Origin of the sequence: Pseudomonas sp. NPDC089758 (genome assembly GCF_044748705.1) — a bacterium.
GTDB classification, from domain to species: Bacteria; Pseudomonadota; Gammaproteobacteria; order Pseudomonadales; family Pseudomonadaceae; genus Aquipseudomonas; species Aquipseudomonas putida_X.
The window spans coordinates 179,072-196,491 of the sequence record NZ_JBIVGN010000005.1; the positions used below are offsets into that span (position 1 = coordinate 179,072).

The 17,420-nt window shown below is 60.3% G+C and carries 10 protein-coding genes; 1 reads left to right on the forward strand and 9 read right to left on the reverse strand.

The window, feature by feature from the left end; genetic code table 11:
• Nucleotides 1-156: 156 nt before the first annotated feature.
• Nucleotides 157-7,761 carry a retention module-containing protein gene (locus ACIPZH_RS09210; protein WP_400635997.1) on the forward strand — a complete coding sequence of 2,535 codons (7,605 nt, stop codon included), beginning with the start codon at nt 157-159 and terminating at the stop codon, nt 7,759-7,761.
• Between the two features lie 131 nt (nt 7,762-7,892).
• Here the strand turns inward: ACIPZH_RS09210 and ACIPZH_RS09215 are convergent, their stop codons facing one another.
• The 9 genes from ACIPZH_RS09215 to ACIPZH_RS09255 form a co-directional block, all read right to left on the reverse strand.
• Complete coding sequence (locus ACIPZH_RS09215; RefSeq protein ID WP_400635998.1) at nt 7,893-8,150, reverse strand: PAAR domain-containing protein; 258 nt, start codon at nt 8,148-8,150, stop codon at nt 7,893-7,895.
• On the reverse strand, nt 8,147-8,746 hold the full coding sequence (locus ACIPZH_RS09220; RefSeq protein ID WP_400635999.1) for a DUF6708 domain-containing protein: 600 nt from the start codon (nt 8,744-8,746) through the stop codon (nt 8,147-8,149). Before ACIPZH_RS09220 ends, ACIPZH_RS09215 begins: the two co-directional genes overlap by 4 nt.
• Before the next feature lie 315 nt (nt 8,747-9,061).
• Nucleotides 9,062-9,322, reverse strand: coding sequence for a PAAR domain-containing protein (locus tag ACIPZH_RS09225; protein ID WP_400636000.1), 261 nt, complete (start codon nt 9,320-9,322; stop codon nt 9,062-9,064).
• A complete protein-coding gene (locus ACIPZH_RS09230) occupies nt 9,319-10,122 on the reverse strand; it encodes a DUF6708 domain-containing protein (RefSeq protein ID WP_400636001.1) in 804 nt (267 codons plus the stop codon). The genes ACIPZH_RS09225 and ACIPZH_RS09230 overlap by 4 nt, the downstream gene beginning before the upstream one ends.
• A gap of 149 nt (nt 10,123-10,271) precedes the next feature.
• A complete protein-coding gene (locus ACIPZH_RS09235; RefSeq protein WP_400636002.1) occupies nt 10,272-10,412 on the reverse strand; it encodes a hypothetical protein in 141 nt (46 codons plus the stop codon).
• Nucleotides 10,409-11,212, reverse strand: coding sequence for a DUF6708 domain-containing protein (locus tag ACIPZH_RS09240; RefSeq protein WP_400636003.1), 804 nt, complete (start codon nt 11,210-11,212; stop codon nt 10,409-10,411). Before ACIPZH_RS09240 ends, ACIPZH_RS09235 begins: the two co-directional genes overlap by 4 nt.
• Nucleotides 11,209-14,421 (reverse strand): T6SS effector BTH_I2691 family protein, encoded by a 3,213-nt coding sequence (locus ACIPZH_RS09245; RefSeq protein WP_400636004.1) that lies wholly within the window; start codon nt 14,419-14,421, stop codon nt 11,209-11,211. Before ACIPZH_RS09245 ends, ACIPZH_RS09240 begins: the two co-directional genes overlap by 4 nt.
• Nucleotides 14,418-15,341 carry a hypothetical protein gene (locus ACIPZH_RS09250; protein ID WP_400636005.1) on the reverse strand — a complete coding sequence of 308 codons (924 nt, stop codon included), beginning with the start codon at nt 15,339-15,341 and terminating at the stop codon, nt 14,418-14,420. The genes ACIPZH_RS09245 and ACIPZH_RS09250 overlap by 4 nt, the downstream gene beginning before the upstream one ends.
• Nucleotides 15,338-17,410, reverse strand: coding sequence for a type VI secretion system Vgr family protein (locus ACIPZH_RS09255; protein ID WP_400636006.1), 2,073 nt, complete (start codon nt 17,408-17,410; stop codon nt 15,338-15,340). The genes ACIPZH_RS09250 and ACIPZH_RS09255 overlap by 4 nt, the downstream gene beginning before the upstream one ends.
• Nucleotides 17,411-17,420: the final 10 nt, after the last annotated feature.

The following is a 17,420-nucleotide window of genomic DNA, read 5'->3' on the forward strand; positions in this document are numbered from 1 at the left end:
ATCAACTGATGGCAAATTCACATTGTTACTATCGCCAAATCAGTGACCTTCGCGCACGATTCTCACGGTTGAGACAATCGGACGGACGCGAAGCCGTTGACCTCCCTCTGCCATGTTGTTGGCTGTGTAGCCAATCGGTTAGGGAGGCGTGCGCTCATGGCTAAGTCAGTCGGTGTGGTCAGCAAGGTGGTGGGGCAGGTATTCGCCGTTGGCAGCGATGGCAGCCAGCGTCTTCTGATCGAAGGTGACCGCCTGTACGCGGGCGAGCAGTTGCAAACGGGTGTCGCCGGCGCCGTGGCTGTGCGCTTGGATAACGGCGCCGAGCTGACACTCGGCCGCGATAGCAGCCTTGTGATGACCCACGAACTCCTGGCTAACCAGCCAGCCCACGTTCAGACGCAGGATGTTGCGCCGAGCCAGGCGCAATTGAGCGACGTCGAGCGTATTCAGCGGGCGATTGCCGCCGGCGACGACCCCAGTGTCAGCACTGAAGCGCCTGCCGCTGGTAATGGTGGCAATGGCGCGCCAGGGGCACTGGGCGGTGGCCACAGTTTTGTGATGCTTACCGAAGTGGCGGATCGGGTTGACCCGGTGGTGGGCTTTCCCACGGCTGGCTTCAATGGCATTCCTGAATTGGCCAACCGCTATGTGGGTGACGAATCTGGCGCTGACAACGCAGGCAACGGGGGCTTGCCGCCCAGTCCGCCGGAGCAGCCAAATCCACCCGTCACGCCCATCGATGAAGACCGCCCGGTAGAGCTTTCCGGGTTGGATGTGAGCCCTGGCGAACTGACGCTGGATGAGGCCAATCTGCCCCTGGGCTCGGCCAGCGACCCCGCAGCCCTGACCCAGCAAGGCAGCTTTACCGTGCTGGCGCCAGACGGGGTGTACAACCTCAGTGTGGGTGGCATCAACGTGGTTACGGCTGGTGTGGTCACTGGTGTTGGCCAATCGATAACCACAGGCCTGGGCAACACCCTGACCATCACCGGGTATAACCCTGCCACGGGCGTGGTGAGCTACAGCTACACCCTGACCGGTGCCGAGCAGCACGTCGACGGCGCGGGCAACAACTCCCAGAGCGAACATCTCCGGGTACTGGTCAGCGACAGTGACGGCGATGTCGCCCAAGGGTCGCTGGACGTGGTCATCCGTGACGATGTGCCCCAAGCTGTGGATGACAGCAATGCGGTTGCGGCCACCGAACAGCACACCGCACTGACCGGGAATGTACTGGGCAATGACATACAGGGCGCCGACCGTGTGCCCGGTGGCCCGGTAATCGCCGGGACCTTCACCGGCACTTACGGCACCTTGGTGCTCGGCGCAGACGGTTCCTACACCTACACGCTGAACACCAGCGACCCGGACTTCAAGAACCTGGGTGGCGGCGGCCAGGGCGTGGAAAGTTTCAACTACACCATCAAGGACGCCGACGGCGACACCAGCAGCGCGACGTTGACGCTGAACGTGACCAACCTCAACGACCCGGTCTCGCTCGACGGCTTGGGTGTGCAGGGTGGCGAGCTGACGGTCTACGAGAAAAACCTGCAGGACGGCAGCGCACCCGATGCCGGCGCCCTGACCCAGCAGGGTACCTTCAAGGTCACTGCACCAGACGGTTTGCAGAGCCTGAGCGTGGGTGGCATCAGCGTGGTCAGCGGTGGCGTGGTGGCGGGCTTCCCGCAGTCGATTGTCACGCCTGAAGGCAACACCCTGACCGTGACTGGGTATGACCCGGCGACGGGCGTGGTGAGCTACAGCTACACGCTGACGGGTGCAGAACAGCATGCCGACGGCGCGGGCAGCAACTCGCTGAGCGAGCACTTCCAAGTGGTCGCCAAGGATGTCGATGGCAGCACGGCGACCGGCAGCCTGGATGTGACCATCCGTGACGATGTGCCCCAAGCTGTGGATGACAGCAATACGGTTGCCGCCACCGAACAGCACACCGCACTGACCGGGAATGTACTGGGCAATGACATACAGGGCGCCGACCGTGTGCCCGGTGGCCCGGTAATCGCTGGGACCTTCACCGGTACTTACGGCACCTTGGTGCTTGCCGCAGACGGTTCCTACACCTACACACTGAACACCAGCGACCCGGACTTCAAGAACCTGGGCGGCGGCGGCCAGGGCGTGGAGAGTTTCAACTACACCATCAAGGACGCCGACGGCGACACCAGCAGCGCGACGTTGACGCTGAACGTGACCAACCTCAATGACCCGGTCTCGCTCGATGGCCTTGGCGTGCAGGGTGGCGAGCTGACGGTCTACGAGAAAAACCTGCAGGACGGCAGCGCACCCGATGCCGGCGCCCTGACCCAGCAGGGTACCTTCAAGGTCACTGCACCAGACGGTTTGCAAAGCCTGAGCGTGGGTGGCATCAGCGTAGTAAGCGGTGGCGTGGTGGCGGGCTTCCCGCAGTCGATTGTCACGCCTGAAGGCAACACCCTGACCGTGACCGGGTATGACCCGGCGACGGGCGTGGTGAGCTACAGCTACACGCTGACGGGTGCAGAGCAGCATGCCGACGGCGCGGGCAGCAACTCGCTGAGCGAGCACTTCCAAGTGATCGCCAAGGATGTCGATGGCAGCACCGCGACCGGCAGCCTGGACGTCAACATAATCGACGACCTGCCTCAGGCTCATGACGATCACGCCGCCGTGGATAAAGGCGGTGTGGTGTACGGCAATGTGATGTACAACGACGTGGTCGGTGCCGATACACGCGGCGACGGCCAGCACGTGGTCGGCGTGCGTGCCGGCAGCGATACCTCCACGTCGGCTATCGGCCAGCTCAATACCCAGGTCAACGGCCAGTACGGCTACCTGATCATCGATGCCCAGGGCAACGCTGAGTACCACTCCAACCCCAGTGTCGTTTCTCCACGGGACGCTGTAGACACCTTCGTCTATACCATTCGCGACGCCGATGGCGACGAAAGCACCACGACCATAACCGTGAATGTGCACAATTCGTTGATGGCCTGCGAAGACCGTGACATCACGGTTTACGAGAACGCCCTGGACCTGCAAAAGGACGGTAACGACCTGGCCGCCGGCAATGTCACGGGCAGCGACCCGGGTTCGAGCCAGGAAACCACATCCGGTACATTGGTCGGCTCAGCCAGCGGCGGGGTAGGTGCGCTTACCTACACACTGGTCGGAAATGCCGTAGGCCAGTACGGCCAGATTCAGCTCAACGCTGATGGCTCCTACACCTATACGCTGACTTCGCCGGCGAACTCCCCGAACCCTGCCAATGACGGCGCCAATACCGTGACCGAAACCTTCACCTACCAGGTGCAGGACTCCCTGGGCAATTCGACCACCAGCACCATCGTCATAACCGTCGTCGACGACGTGCCCACCGCCAACAGCGATTTTGTCAGCGTCTTCAAAGGCGACGTGGTGCGCGGCAACGTGATGTACAACGACGTGGTGGGCGCCGATACCCGCGGCGACGGCCAGTATGTGGTAGGTGTGCGTGCTGGCAGCGATACCTCCAGTTCGGCCATCGGCCAGCTCAATACGCAGGTGAACGGCCAGTACGGCTACCTGACCATCGATGCCTATGGCAACGCGGAATACCATTCCAACCCCGCTATCGCCTCGCCCCGGGATGCCATCGACACCTTCGTCTACACCATCCGTGACGCCGACGGTGACGAAAGCACCACGACCATTACCGTCAATGTGCATAACGGTCTGATCGTCTGTGCAGACCGTGATGTGACCGTGTATGAAAACGCGCTGGACTTGCACAAGGACGGTAGCGACCTGGCGGCAGGTACGGTCACCGGCAGCAACCCTGGCTCGACCCACGAAACGGCGTCCGGCACGCTTACGGTCGGTGGGGTGGGCGCGTTGACCTTTACCCTGGTGGGCAATGCCGTAGGCCAATACGGCCAGATCCAGCTGAACGCGGATGGCTCCTACACCTACACGCTTACCTCGCCCGCCAATTCGCCCACCCATGCCAACGATGGGGCGAATGCCGTGACCGAGACCTTCACCTACCAGGTGCAGGATTCGCTGGGCAATTCGGCCATCAATACCATCGTTATCACCATCGTCGACGACGTACCCACCGCCAACAGCGATTTCGTCAGCGTTGACAAAGGCGATGTGGTGCGCGGCAACGTCATGTACAACGACGTGGTCGGTGCTGACACCCGAGGCGATGGCCAGTATGTGGTCGGCGTGCGCGCCGGCAGCGATACTTCGACCTCTGCCATCGGCCAGCTCAACACCCAGGTCAATGGCCAGTTTGGCTACCTGACCATCGATGCCTACGGCAATGCCGAGTACCACTCCAACCCCAACGTTGCCTCGCCGCGTGATGCCGTCGACACCTTCGTCTACACCCTCCGCGATGCCGACGGCGACGAAAGCACCACCACCCTCACCATCAACGTGCACAGTGCACTGATGACCTGTGAGGACCGCGATGTGACGGTGTACGAGAAGGCCCTGGACCTGCAAAAGGACGGCAACGATCTTGCGGCAGGCACGGTTACGGGGAGCGACCCCGGCTCGCCGCAGGAAACAGCTGCCGGCACCTTGGCCGGCTCCACCAGCGGCGGCGTTGGCGCGCTGACCTACACCTTGGTCGGCAACGCTGTAGGCCAATACGGGCAGATCCACCTGAACGCAGATGGGTCCTACACCTACACGCTGACTTCACCGGCGAATTCGCCGACCCATGCCAACGATGGCGCGAATACCTTGACGGAAAGCTTCACCTACCAGGTGCAGGATTCCGCCGGCCATTCGACCACCAGCACCATCGTCATCACCATCGTCGACGACGTGCCCACCGCCAACAGCGACTTCGTCAGTGTGTACAAGGGCGACGTGGTAAGCGGCAACGTGATGTACAACGACGTGGTCGGTGCCGACACCCGTGGCGACGGCCAGTACGTGGTCGGCGTGCGCGCCGGCAGCGACACCTCCACGTCTGCCATCGGCCAGCTCAACAGCCAGGTGCATGGCCAGTATGGTTACCTGACCATCGATGCCCAGGGCAATGCCCAGTACCACTCCAACCCGGATGCCGTGGCACCGCGTGATGCGCTCGACACGTTCGTCTACACCATTCGCGATGCCGATGGCGACGAGAGCACCACGACCCTCACCATCAATGTGCACAACCCGGCGCTGCAGCCGTGCGGTGACGGTGGCGTGTGGGTGTACGAGAACGCCCTGGACCTGCACAAGGATGGCAACGACCTAGCGGCCGGCAGCGTCACTGGCAGTGACCCCAGCTCAACCCGCGAGACTGCGTCCGGCAGCCTGGTCGGGCAAGTCGCTGGTGGCGTGGGGGCGTTGACCTACACCCTGGTCGGCAATGCCGTCGGCCAATTCGGCCAGTTGCACCTGAACGCTGACGGCTCCTATACCTACACGCTGACCTCGCCGGCGCATTCGCCGACCCATGCCAACGACGGCGCCAATACCGTCAGTGAATCCTTCACCTACCGGGTGGAGGACACGGTGGGCAACTGGACCACCAGCACGGTCAAGATCACCGTCGTCGATGACGTCCCGCAGGCCCATTGCGACTTTGTCAGCGTGGCCAAAGGCGACGTCGTGCGCGGCAACGTGATGTACAACGACGTGGTCGGTGCCGACACCCTGGGCGACGGCGCCTACGTGGTCGGGGTGCGCGCCGGTCATGACACCTCCAGTTCGGCGGTTGGCCAGCTCGGCAGCCACGTCTACGGCCAATACGGCTACCTGACCCTCGATGCCCAGGGCAACGCGGAGTACCACGCCAACCCCAATGCCGTGGCGCCGCGCGACGCGATCGACACCTTCGTCTACACCCTGCGCGATGGCGACGGCGACGAAAGCACCGCCACCGTGACCATCAACGTGCACGACAAATCGCTGCACCCATGCGGCGATGGCGGCGTCACCGTGTTCGAGAAAGCCCTGGACCTCAACAAGGACGGCCATGACCTGGCGGCCGGTAGCGTCAACGGCAGTGACCCAGGTTCGACAGCGGAAACCGCCTCCGGCAGCCTGGTCGGGCAGGTGGGGGGTGGAGTGGGGGCACTGACCTACACCTTGATCGGGCACGCCGTCGGCCAGTACGGCCAGATCCATCTGAACGCAGACGGTTCCTACACCTACACGCTGACCTCGCCAGCCAATTCCCAACCCCACGGCAACGATGGCGCCACTACCGTGAGCGAATCCTTCACCTACAGGGTCGAGGACACGGTGGGCAATTGGACCACCAGCACGGTCAACATCACCATCGTCGACGACGTACCGCAGGCCCATTGCGACACCGTGAGTGTCAGCAAAGGCGATGAGGTGCGGGGCAACGTGCTGTACAACGACGCCATCGGTGCCGATCTGCCCGCCGACTGCGGCTACGTGGTGGGCGTGCGCGCCGGCCATGACACCTCCACCTCGGCCATCGGCCAGCTGGGCAGCCATGTGGCAGGCCAGTTCGGCTACCTCACCCTGGATGCCCAGGGCAACGCGGTCTACCACTCCGACCCGAACGTTGCTGCGCCGCGCGATGCCATCGACACGTTCGTCTACACCCTCCGCGATGGCGACGGCGACGAGAGCACCGCGACCATTACCATCAATGTGCACGACAGCTCGATGTCCGAATGTGCTGACGGCTATGGCAGGGCGCAGGGGCAGCGGGTGATCGATCGCGGCGCGTTCACCCTCGATGCCAGCAGCATGACTGCAGCGTTGGTGGTGCTCGGCTACCTCGGCGCCACAGGCGCGGCCGCGGCGCAAGGCAATGCCGAAGAGGTGATCAACGTTAGCCTGCGCAAGGGTGAGACCCTGCAGCTCGACCACGACCAGCACGGTGGCAACCTGGCGCTGGAGTGGAAGGACGCCGGTGGCAGTTACCAGCCCATTGCCGCCGGTGGCAGCTTCACGGCGAGCCATGACGGGGTGTACAGCATCCATGCCAGCGACCCGACGGGGGCGGGCAAGGCGGGCGAAAGCTACAAGCTGAGCCTGGTCGTGGACTATGCGCAGGCCGCGGCGCCGCACATCAATGGCGGAACTGAGCACTCCGCTGCGGGCCTCTCCAGCCCGGTCGACATCGCATCGCTGCAGGCGCCTGCACCTGCCGGCGATGAGCACGACGGCCACACTGCCAACTACGCGCAGGCCAAGGCCGCGGTAACAATCGACCTGAGCCATGAAGGCGCGCAGGACACCGGTGGTGCCGGTGTGGAGACCTTGAACGGCATCCACAACCTGGTCGGCTCGGACTACGGCGATACCCTCATCGGCAACAGCGCCGACAACGTGCTCGACGGCGGCGCGGGCAATGATGTGCTCAAGGGTGGGGGTGGCAACGACATCCTGATCGGCGGGCCGGGCAACGACAGCATGACCGGCGGCAACGGTAACGACACGTTCGTCTGGCACAAAGGCGACACGGGCCATGACACCGTCACCGACTTCACCCCGGGCAGCGATAAGCTCGACCTGTCACAACTGCTGCAGGGGGAACACGGCACCGCCGCGTCATTGGACGACTACCTGCACTTCAAGGTCAGCGGCACAGGGGCCGATGTGGTCTCGACCATCGAGGTCAGCAGTGTGGCGGGCGCTGCGCCGGTACAGACCATCGACCTGGCTGGCGTAGACCTGGCTCAGCATTACGGGGTGTCGGCAGGGGCAGGGGGAGTGGTATCGGCGGGGCATGACACGGCGACCATCATCAACGGGATGCTGGATGACCATTCGTTGAAGGTGGATACAGTGTGAGGTGTCCGGACGTGCGTTGAACGGGCTGGCCTCATCGCGGGCAAGCCCGCTCGTACAGGTTTGCCGCTGGCCTGTAGGAGCGGGCTTGCCGCGATCAGGCCAGCACTGGCGACCTAAAACACCAAGCCCAGTCATTCAACTAGCCAATCACTATCGCCCTCGACCAGCATCCCATCGTGGTCCGTCCGATCGCCTTCGCGTGCGACCTCTTTGCCCTCGATCAGATAACTCGCCGAACCACCGGTGATCACCGCACCACAACTGATGCGGTCGCCCACTCGGGCAACGGCCTTGCCATTGAAGGTGTATTCGGCGCTGCCTGTTTCCACTACGCCAATGCCATGTATCGGGCAATCATGGCGGTGACCCACCAGGACGACGGGATTCATGGATGTTCTCCTTGGGCGGGGGCGGTGCGGGATTCCAGGTCCATTTCGGGGGGCCATTGGACTTTGGGCGCTAGACGATGAAATGGGTTGCGCAGATCATCACTGTTCCAGTCCGTAGGCGCGTGGGTAAATGTTGGGAGGGCGTCCGGGCCTTCCTGCATAAAAATTCTCGCAAGTGCCCAGAATTGTTTGCCCTGTTCAATATTACCGGCGAAAAAAACGCGGTCGATCACTTCGTCGGTGCCGGGTTTGCGGACTGAGATCATGACTTTTTCAACTCGCCCACCGTATCCCATTGGGGCAGTAACACTATAGACTTCGGCGGTAAGCTGTTCCCAGTCGTAGGCAACAGGTTTAACGCCCCAGTTTTTCCGACCAAAGGGGTGCAGTCGATCATGTCTGTATTGATAGAAATAAACCCTCTGGCGGCGCCTGTTGAATCGAATAGGCTCGTTGCGAGGGTATGTAAGGTCCATGCGTATGTACGCAAATGTGATGAAGAAACAAATTGCATAAGTGGCTGCAATTGTGAGTAGTCCGCTAACGTCTGCTCTGGTGGGGGAGGTGAAATCGTCGTAGATGAAGTAGATGAGCATAATTAACCCCGCGAGCATGAGTGAGCCGCCTACAATAGGGTTGTAGCCTCTGAATTTGAATAGTGATCTCGGAAGCTCAATGTATATTGAGTCAACATGGCTTGGTGGTGTTAGAGATCTTTCTATCACTGGGCGAAAATCTAAAGGGGTGGACGGGGCTGGTAAGTCATATATCCAGCCGAAAGATCTTCCGGGCAACGTCATATGTTAACTTCCTGTGGTTAAATTTCGGCCTATGCACTTGGGATGTCGCGCTCTGGCAATAGGTCAAACCTCGTCGCGGCCAAGCCCGCTCGTAAAGGTTTGTCGCTGGCCTTAGAGGCGGGCTTGCCCGCGATGAGGCCAGTAATGGCGACCCCCATCGTGGATCGTCTGATCTCCTTCGCATGCGACCTCTGTGCCCTTGATCAGATAACCCGCCGAACCATCAGTGATCACCGCACCACAACTGATCCGGCCGCCCACTCGGGCAACGGCCTTGCCATTGAAGGCGTAGTCGGCGCTGCCTGTTTCCACTACGCCAATGCGATGTTTTGGGCAGTCATGGCGGTGATCTACCAGGACGACGGGATTCATGGTTGTTCTCCTTGGCCGGGGGCGGTGCGGGATTCAAGATCCATTTCGGGGGGCCATTGGACTTTGGGGGCTAGGCGTTCGAACGGGTTGGAAAAGTCTTTTGTATTCCAGTCAACGGAGCTATGCACGAATGCTGGAATAGCTTCGATACCCTCCTGCATGAAAAGCTTCGCAAGCTCCCAGTACTGCTTCCCTTGTTCGAGATCACAGGAAAAAAATACCCGGTCGATTACCTCATCAGTTTCCGGGTTGCGAACTGATAACAGGATGTTTTCAATAAGTCCGCCGCCCCCCATGGGTCTGTAGATACGATAGACCTCTGCTGTAAGATCATCCCAGTTGTGAGCGACAGGTTTAACTCCCCAATTTCTTTTGCCTAAAGGGTTAAGTCGATCAAATCGGTACTGGTAGAAGTAGACCTTTCGACGAGCCCTGTTGAAGCGAATAGGTTCGTTGCACGGTGTTTCTATTTCCATTCTTATGTATGGGATTATGAGCCAATAACATAAAAGGCATGTGGAAAGGGCGATTGCAGTCGTTTCCAAGGCTGTTTGTGACGGTGAGGTCAATGCTTCCAGGGTCGCCCAGCCTATTACGAAGAGGCTCAGTGGCGTCGTTATGATCCCTGTTAGAATCCAGTAGCCTCTGATTCTTATCGTCTTTCTGGTGAGCTCCATGTAGATACTACTCACATGGGTGGGTGCTATGTCCAGTTGAGCTGTGATGCCATCCGTTTTGGCTGGAATGTTTGGGCCGGGTAAGTTGTAAGCCCTACCTCGTGGGCAATAGACGTCTGGCATTAGATGTAATCCTGAATTGTGATCTCGGTGTAACTGTTCGGGCTGTCGCAACTGCTGCAGGGTGAACACAGTACGGCCGCGTCATCGGGCGACTACCTACACTTCAAGGCCAGCGGCACAGGGGGGCGATGTGGTCTCGACCATCGAGGTCAGCAGCGGGGCGGGGGCTGTGCCCGTACTCGCGCAACGGCCTTGCCATTGAAGGTGTAGTGGGCGCTGCCTTTTTCCACTACGCCAATGCCATGTTTTGGGCAGTCATGGCGGTGATCTACCAGGACGACGGAATTCATGGTTGTTCTCCTTGGCCGGGAGCGGTGCGGGATTCAAGATCCATTTCGGGTGGCCATTGGACTTTGGGGGCTAGACGATGAAATGGGTTGCGCAGATCATCACTGTTCCAGTCCGTAGGCGCGTGGGTAAATGCTGGGAGGGCGTCCGGGCCTTCCTGCATAAAAATCCTCGCAAGTGCCCAGAATTTTTTGCCCTGTTCAATATTACCGGCGAAAAAAACGCGGTCGATCACTTCGTCAGTGCCTGGTTTGCGGACCGAGATCATGACTTTCTCAGCTCGCCCACCGTATCCCATTGGGGAATAAACACTATAGACCTCGGCGGTAAGCTGTTCCCAGTCGTAGGCCACAGGTTTAACGCCCCAGTTTTTCCAACCAAAGGGATGAAGTTGATCATGCCTGTATTGATAGAAATAAACCCTCTGGCGAAGTCTGTTGAAACGAATAGGCTCGTTGCGCGGATATGTAAGGTCCATGCGTATTTGCGCAAATATGAAGAAAAAAACAAAAGCATAACTGGCTGCAAATATGAGCAGTCCACCAGCGTCTGCTTTGGTGGTGGAGGTGAAATCGTTGTAGATGAACGAGATCAGCGTAATTAACCCCACGAGCAAGATTGAGCCGCCTACAATAGGGTCGTAGCCTCTGATTTTGAATATCGATCTCGGAAGCTCAATGTATATTGAGTCAATATGGCTTGGTGGTGCCAGAAATTCTTCTATCACTGGGCGAAAATCTGAAGGGGTGGCTGGGTCGGGTAAATCATATTTCCAGCCGAAAGCTCTGGCGGGCAAAGTCATACGTTGATCTCCTGTAGCTCAATTTCCGCATATGCACTTGGGATGTCGCGATCTGGCCAATAGCTCAAACAGAGCGTTGCGGCTTTAATATTGTGGCTTCCCAGCGTCGATAGTGATACCGAACCACTGACGGTCACATACTTTTCTTCGTCAGGCTGACTTTGTTCTGCTTTGCGCTTGGGCCTCGTAAACTCAATGCTATCTTTGAAGTAGTCGAGGGGGTTAGGTGCGGTAGAGACATTTAGCTCGCTGAGTGTACGCATCCTCTTCGAGATTGCCTGCGTATAGTTCATCTCATTAATGAGTATCTCCCCACCGCTAAACTGTGGTGCTTTACCATCTCCATGACGATGGATTACCAAAATCCAATGGTAGCTTGAAATGTGCTCGGTGAAGTCAGGGAGTGCAAAGCTGAACTCCAAGACGTGTCGTGCTTTGAGGCTGATAATGCCCTTACTTTTTGAGGTAGTGGTTGGGGCTGTCCACTGAGTTTTGAACTTAAGGGCACCGCTGATGCCCAGAGTTGCCGCATTGAGTTCGGAAAAAGCAATATCGGCGTCATTCGGTGAATGCCAGTGTACAGGAGGCGTTTCATCAGCGGCTCCAAAATGGCATCGCTTGACCCAAAGCTCGAGCGGTGTAGACTCATTATTTATCGCGTGTTTACTGAAGCTGTAGGCGATCAATCCCAGTGCGACGGCGAACCCTAATGGTCCTAGTAGCGAGGCTTTTAATATCGCTTGGTATGCCGCATACGCCCCGGCTGTATTAAATAATGCGGCGGTGGAGTGATACACGCTGGCACGGGTATCACCTGAACGAGCATTGCGTCTAATCGCCTGTATTGACTGAAATGTGTCGATCACTCCCACTGCAACACCGATAATCGCCCCAGCTCGATAAATCGATTGTCCAGCGGCGACTCTGGTAGGATTGTATTTTTGAATAACGAGACCTAATGCCTGAATCCCACCCCCAATAATCCCTGCGCTAGATCCATAGAGCGCAAGCGTCGCCTCTGTAGACTTCGCCCCAGTTTCCTCTTCCACTTTTTTCAGGTTCTTGCCCAGGCTGTCACTCAGCAAATACAACCCGCCCAGCGTGAGCAGCAACTCTCCACTTCCCGCCACCCCCTTCAGCCCAGAAAAACTGCGTCGCACCATCTGCGACGCCTGCAGCGCGCTGATCCGTATCCCCTCGAGCATTTTCCGCGCACCGGGCTCCAACGTGCCCGCCGCGACCCGTATGTCTACCAGGCTCATCTGCGCCGCGTGACTGAGCTGGTTCACATTCTGGCTGACCTCCTGAAGCAGCTGCTCTCGCAACACCTCAGCCTTGCCCTCGACCCAGACGCTGACGTCGATCAGCGTATGCGCCACCTTGGGATCGAGGACCGCTAGGCTCAACAAACTGCTCTGGATAATCGGTTGTACCTTGCGGGCGTTCATCTGGGCGCCGGCTTTCAGTTCTTCGAGACTAGGCATCATCCGGTCTCGCGCTTTGGCCAGCGTGGCGCTTGCCTTGTTTTGCAATTCCCGAAGGTGCGCGCTCTGCAGGGCGTAGTACTCGCCCAGTTTCATCTTTACCTGCAGCTCGACCAGGTGTACGCCGTTATAGAGGTACTGACTGGCGCTGTTCAGATGTCGCACGGCTTGCTGGATACCTGGGCCGAGCAGGGCCTGCAGGCGTTGACTGGCTGCATTCAACGCGCCTTGAGTTTGCGCGACCGCCTGATTGAGCTGATGACGCAGGTGAAGACGACCCTCTTCGCTGGTGATCATCTTGCTCAACGCCGCGTAGAGCTTTTCGCTGTCGTTCCAGTTGATGGGGGCGCTGGCGGAAAAACTGGGCAGCAGTGCCGCCAGTAGAAATTCATTGCGTAGCAACACGGCGCGGTAGGGTGGGCTGTTTGGGTCCTGCAGCCATTTGAGCCACAGCGCTTCGCTGGTGCCGGAGGACGGCTGGCCATGCGCTGCGCTGGTTGCAGCCGCCTCGGTGACGCCGCCAGCCAGGCAACCGGCCATGGTCTTGCTGTAGGCCACGCCGGACTCACGGTCATGGCCGTCATAGTCGTATTGCTCGATCAGCGTGAACATCTGGCTTTGGCAGCGTTCGGCATAGGCGTTGGCGTTCTGGTCGATATAGGCCTGGAACTGGCGTTCCTGCCGATCGTATTCGTCCTGGAACGCGGCACGCTGGGGCTCGTGGTAGCGCTCCTCAAGGCGTTTATCGCTTTGTTGCTCCTGCACCGCGACGAGCCGTTGCCTCTCCACCTCGGGCGCAGCAAAGGCCGGTGCCCCATCACCTGTAGTGGGGGCTCCGAACGGCGCGACCTGCTGCGCCGCCCACTGTCTGTGCGTAGCCCGAATGATCTGCAGAATTTGCGATGTCTGGAATTGGTAGGCGCGCAGCGGGTCCTCGCGCCATGCCTGGCGTTTGACGAGCCAGCTCAGGCGCTGATGGTTGTACTCCTGCACCAGCCCGACCGTGTCATCCAGCACCACGGCTAGCACGCCCTGTTCGAGTTGGTGCCTGTTCATGGCATTGACCACGAAGCCACGCAGGGCGGTTCGGCGCAACAGCCGGCTGTGAAAGCCATGTGCACTGTCGAAGGGGGCGCAAAGCTGCTGGGCGTATTCAAAGACCTGCTTGTCTACCTGCAGGTTGTCCGGGGTCATCGCCAAGCCCAGCAGTTGCGGGTGCTCACGCGCCTGAACCAGGTCCAGGCCCTCGAAACGCTGCGCAGGTGCATGGCCGCGCTTGTACGCATCCAGCACGCTGCGCGGCCAGGCGTCACTGGAAAAGGCCAGCCAGGCCGAGCCGTAGGCTTCGCTGTCGAGGGTGAGAAAAGACGAGGGGATATCGTGGTTTTCGTTGAGGCACCGGGCGGGCAGCGAAGGCGGCGGGCCGGGCGGTGGCTCGTAGGGGTTGAAGCGGCGCAGGTGGCCTTGGTCGGTGACCTCGTAGGCCTGCCAGATGCGCTGGTCGAGCAGCACGTACAGGTAACCGGAGCGCAAGGTGCGCAGCCCCATTCGGGTCTCGACATGGGGCTCACCGGCCACGGTGCCGGCGTAGCCCGGGCGCGTGTCGGGCACCAGGGCGCGGCGCAGTGGCAGGATCGGCAGGCCTTGCCGCTCACAGGCCCTGCACGGGTCGACCGAGACTGCGGCTTCGGCGAGGGCGGTGGCGACGCGTTGGCTGATGCTCATGGGCGAACCTCTGAAGGGCCAAGGGTGGCGATCATTTGCCGCCAGTGCGCATCGTCGTGGCGGGCGAGCAGTGGCGCGAGGGGACGTTGCTGTTGCACAGCGGCGTCGATGATCTGGCGCACGTAGGGCGCGGCGTGCAGGCGAGGGTGCAGGTACAGGTGGTACAGGGCGAAAACCAGGATGTCATCGGTTGCGCTCAAGCCCAGCCTGCGAGCGTCATCTATGTGGTTGGAGGCTTTTACCGCAGCGAACGCCGGTAGCGGCCTTGGCTTCGGATCAGCAGGGTCTGATGGCAGGGCTCGCCAGGCCGCGAGGAGCATTTCTATCAACGCCACGTCGTCCTGAATGCGCAAGGCGGACGCAGGCAAGCCGCTGCGAGGACGGGCTTCACCGCTGAAACCAGCCAGCTGCGCGCCGCTGCTCACGAACAGCCAGTGCTCGATCGGCCACCAAGGCCCGCGCTCCACGTGTTCGAAGCTCGCAGCCAGCAGCTCGAGGCGCACGGGTTCGTAGAGGGGGTAGAAACGGGGCTCGCTTGCGGAACCGGGAAGCCGGCACAGCGCCGCCAGGTGCGCAGCGATTACCGGTGCCGGTGCTTCGCTCAGCAACCAGCCACACACGTGGCGCTTTCGGCGCTGGTTATCACGTTGTGCTGCATGAGCAGTCATCTTCAGCAGTGGCAGGCTCGGTTTCGCGCCGGGTGATGACAGGCAGGCCAGCACGGGGTGCAGCTGCGGGGCATGGGGCAAGTCGGCTCGAATCACCCGACTCATCGCACCTTCCCCCAACGCTTTGTTCAAGTGTGAAAGCACGGATTGGTCGCTGTTCTCGGGTATTGCCAGCGGGTCGATCAGTACATGGCAGTGCAGCTCTGGGGTGTGGTAGTCGGCGATGAGTTGGAGCAAGGCTTCTGTGCTCATCGGCGTCGTTCCTCGCACTGGCTGCCGGTAACGGCGGCGAGGTCCAGTGCCAGGGCGTTTCCAGCGCCTTTTGCCCCGGCTTTGGTCGGCCCAAGCAGGGTGAGTGACAGGCCATTGAGGGTGATGCCTTCGGCGTCCAGCACGATGCTGCCCCCCGGGCTTCTGAACTCGATACGTTCGCTGGCGCGGAGCTGGTAGACGGTCGTTTGCTGATCCACGCCATCGCCGACGCTGATCTTCTGGCCGCCTTTGACGAGTAGTGCGCTTTGACCTCCGATGGTGACAGAGTGATTGACCCCCGTGGATTCGCAGCGGTCATTGCCGACGTGCTCGATCAGGTCGTAGCCAACCTTCACCTTGCACGTTCGCCCCGTCCGTTCGGTGCGGTCCTGGCCTATGTCCTGGCAAAGATTGTTGCCAACACTCAGCTGTTCATCATTGCCCACTTGCTCTACACGGTTGCGCCCGATGCAGGTCGACTCATCGTTGCCGACTTCTATGTTCTGGTCCCGTTGCGCATGGATATAGAGTTCCTCGCGCCCCAGCTCATCCTCGAAGCGCAGCTCATTGAAGCCTGTGCCCTTGTGAGTCTGGCTCTTGATGGTCATGCGCGTCTTGTGCTGTGGCAAGTCGTAAGGGGGCAGCTGATTACCGCAGTAGGTGCGCCCGGTGATCATCGGTTGGTCCGGGTCGGCGTTGACGTAGTGGATGATCACGTCCTGGCCAATGCGCGGGATGGCCATCGAGCCCCAGCTCCCACCGGCCCAACCTTGCGAAACACGCACCCAGCAGGAACTGAACTCGTTGTTCTTGCTTTCCCGGTCCCAGGGGAAGCTGACCTTGACCCGGCCCCACTCATCGCAATAGATCTCTTCGCCGGCCGGACCGACCACGGTGGCCATGTGTGGGCCATCGATGCGCGGTTTGGGCAGCGGCTGTGGGCGCCACTCGAAGCGGCCGGGTACCAGTACTGCAGTCTGCTGGTAACGGGTACCCTGCTCGGCACCAGCGGCTTCGTCCTCCAAGCTGGAGTACTGGATGCCTTCGTGGGCCACGCTTTTCACGCGCCAGTGCACGTTGAGGTCGTCACGCTCGTGGTTGACGAGGTTGAAACTCAGGCCGGGTTGCAAGCGCTCGTCATCGCCTTCGACCTCGGCAACGCGTGCGTCATGGCGCAAACCGGTGATGCGGGTTTCGGTGAAGGGCTTGCCGACCGCGTCGCGTTTGTAGCGGCCGGGGTAATCGAAGCGTTCGTACGCCTTGGACTGGTGCTCGAGGTGAGCACCGGTGGCGCGATGCTCCTGGCGGTACTCGGGGTTGGTGAAGGTATGGTCGCGTTGCACCTGGCGTGCTGTGCGTACTTGTTCGCTGTAGTGGAAACGACGCAGGCAGGGTTCGGCCTGATAGCCGCCGCTGTTTGGGTTGTACAGCACGGTGTAGCCAGCTGCGGTTTCATCGCGCTCGGCGGGGGCCAGCTCTCTATCCTTGATCACGCTGATCGTGCCCAGCGAAAGCACCCGGTCAGTGATGACCAGTTCGTGCCGTTCAGCGGTGTGCTTGAAGCGATAGACGAACCCTGCCTCGCCTGCCAGGCGGGCGAAGAAGTCAAGGTCAGTTTCGCCGGCCTGAACACAAAACTCGCGGGGTGGGTCGTCGTTTCTGATAATGAACTGGGACCGGGTAATGCCTTGGCGTTCGAGCATCAGCTCAAGAATCTGTCGTGTGGTTTTGTGCTGGAAGATGCGCCAGTTCGAGCGCAGGCTGGCCCGGGCCAGTTGCGGTTCGACCAGCGCTTTGTAGCGCGTACGATGAAAGCCGGTCTCCCCTTGAGTGAAGCTGCTGACCAGGCCGTGCACATAACGCACCGGGCGCTCGTCACGCCAGATCGTGAACAGCACAGGTTTGTCGAGCAGGTGACCGAAGTCGACAGCGTGCTCGAAACTGACCAGTTCCAGCGTCAGGGTGAACGGCTGGCTCAGTTCCTCTTTGAGGGTGAACGACACCACATCGAATTCGCCATCGCCCACGAGCGGCTCAAAGGTGTAACGCAGATCGGATTGGCTAGACACGGTTCCTCCT

Excerpts from the sequence above, each read along its gene's own strand:
- ACIPZH_RS09210 (WP_400635997.1), top strand. The coding sequence starts at position 157 with ATGGCTAAGTCAGTCGGTGTGGTCAGCAAGGTGGTGGGGCAGGTATTC.
- ACIPZH_RS09215 (WP_400635998.1), bottom strand. The coding sequence starts at position 8,150 with ATGAATCCCGTCGTCCTGGTGGGTCACCGCCATGATTGCCCGATACAT.
- ACIPZH_RS09220 (WP_400635999.1), bottom strand. The coding sequence starts at position 8,746 with ATGCTCATCTACTTCATCTACGACGATTTCACCTCCCCCACCAGAGCA.
- ACIPZH_RS09225 (WP_400636000.1), bottom strand. The coding sequence starts at position 9,322 with ATGAATCCCGTCGTCCTGGTAGATCACCGCCATGACTGCCCAAAACAT.
- ACIPZH_RS09230 (WP_400636001.1), bottom strand. The coding sequence starts at position 10,122 with ATGCCAGACGTCTATTGCCCACGAGGTAGGGCTTACAACTTACCCGGC.
- ACIPZH_RS09235 (WP_400636002.1), bottom strand. The coding sequence starts at position 10,412 with ATGAATTCCGTCGTCCTGGTAGATCACCGCCATGACTGCCCAAAACAT.
- ACIPZH_RS09240 (WP_400636003.1), bottom strand. The coding sequence starts at position 11,212 with ATGACTTTGCCCGCCAGAGCTTTCGGCTGGAAATATGATTTACCCGAC.
- ACIPZH_RS09245 (WP_400636004.1), bottom strand. The coding sequence starts at position 14,421 with ATGAGCATCAGCCAACGCGTCGCCACCGCCCTCGCCGAAGCCGCAGTC.
- ACIPZH_RS09250 (WP_400636005.1), bottom strand. The coding sequence starts at position 15,341 with ATGAGCACAGAAGCCTTGCTCCAACTCATCGCCGACTACCACACCCCA.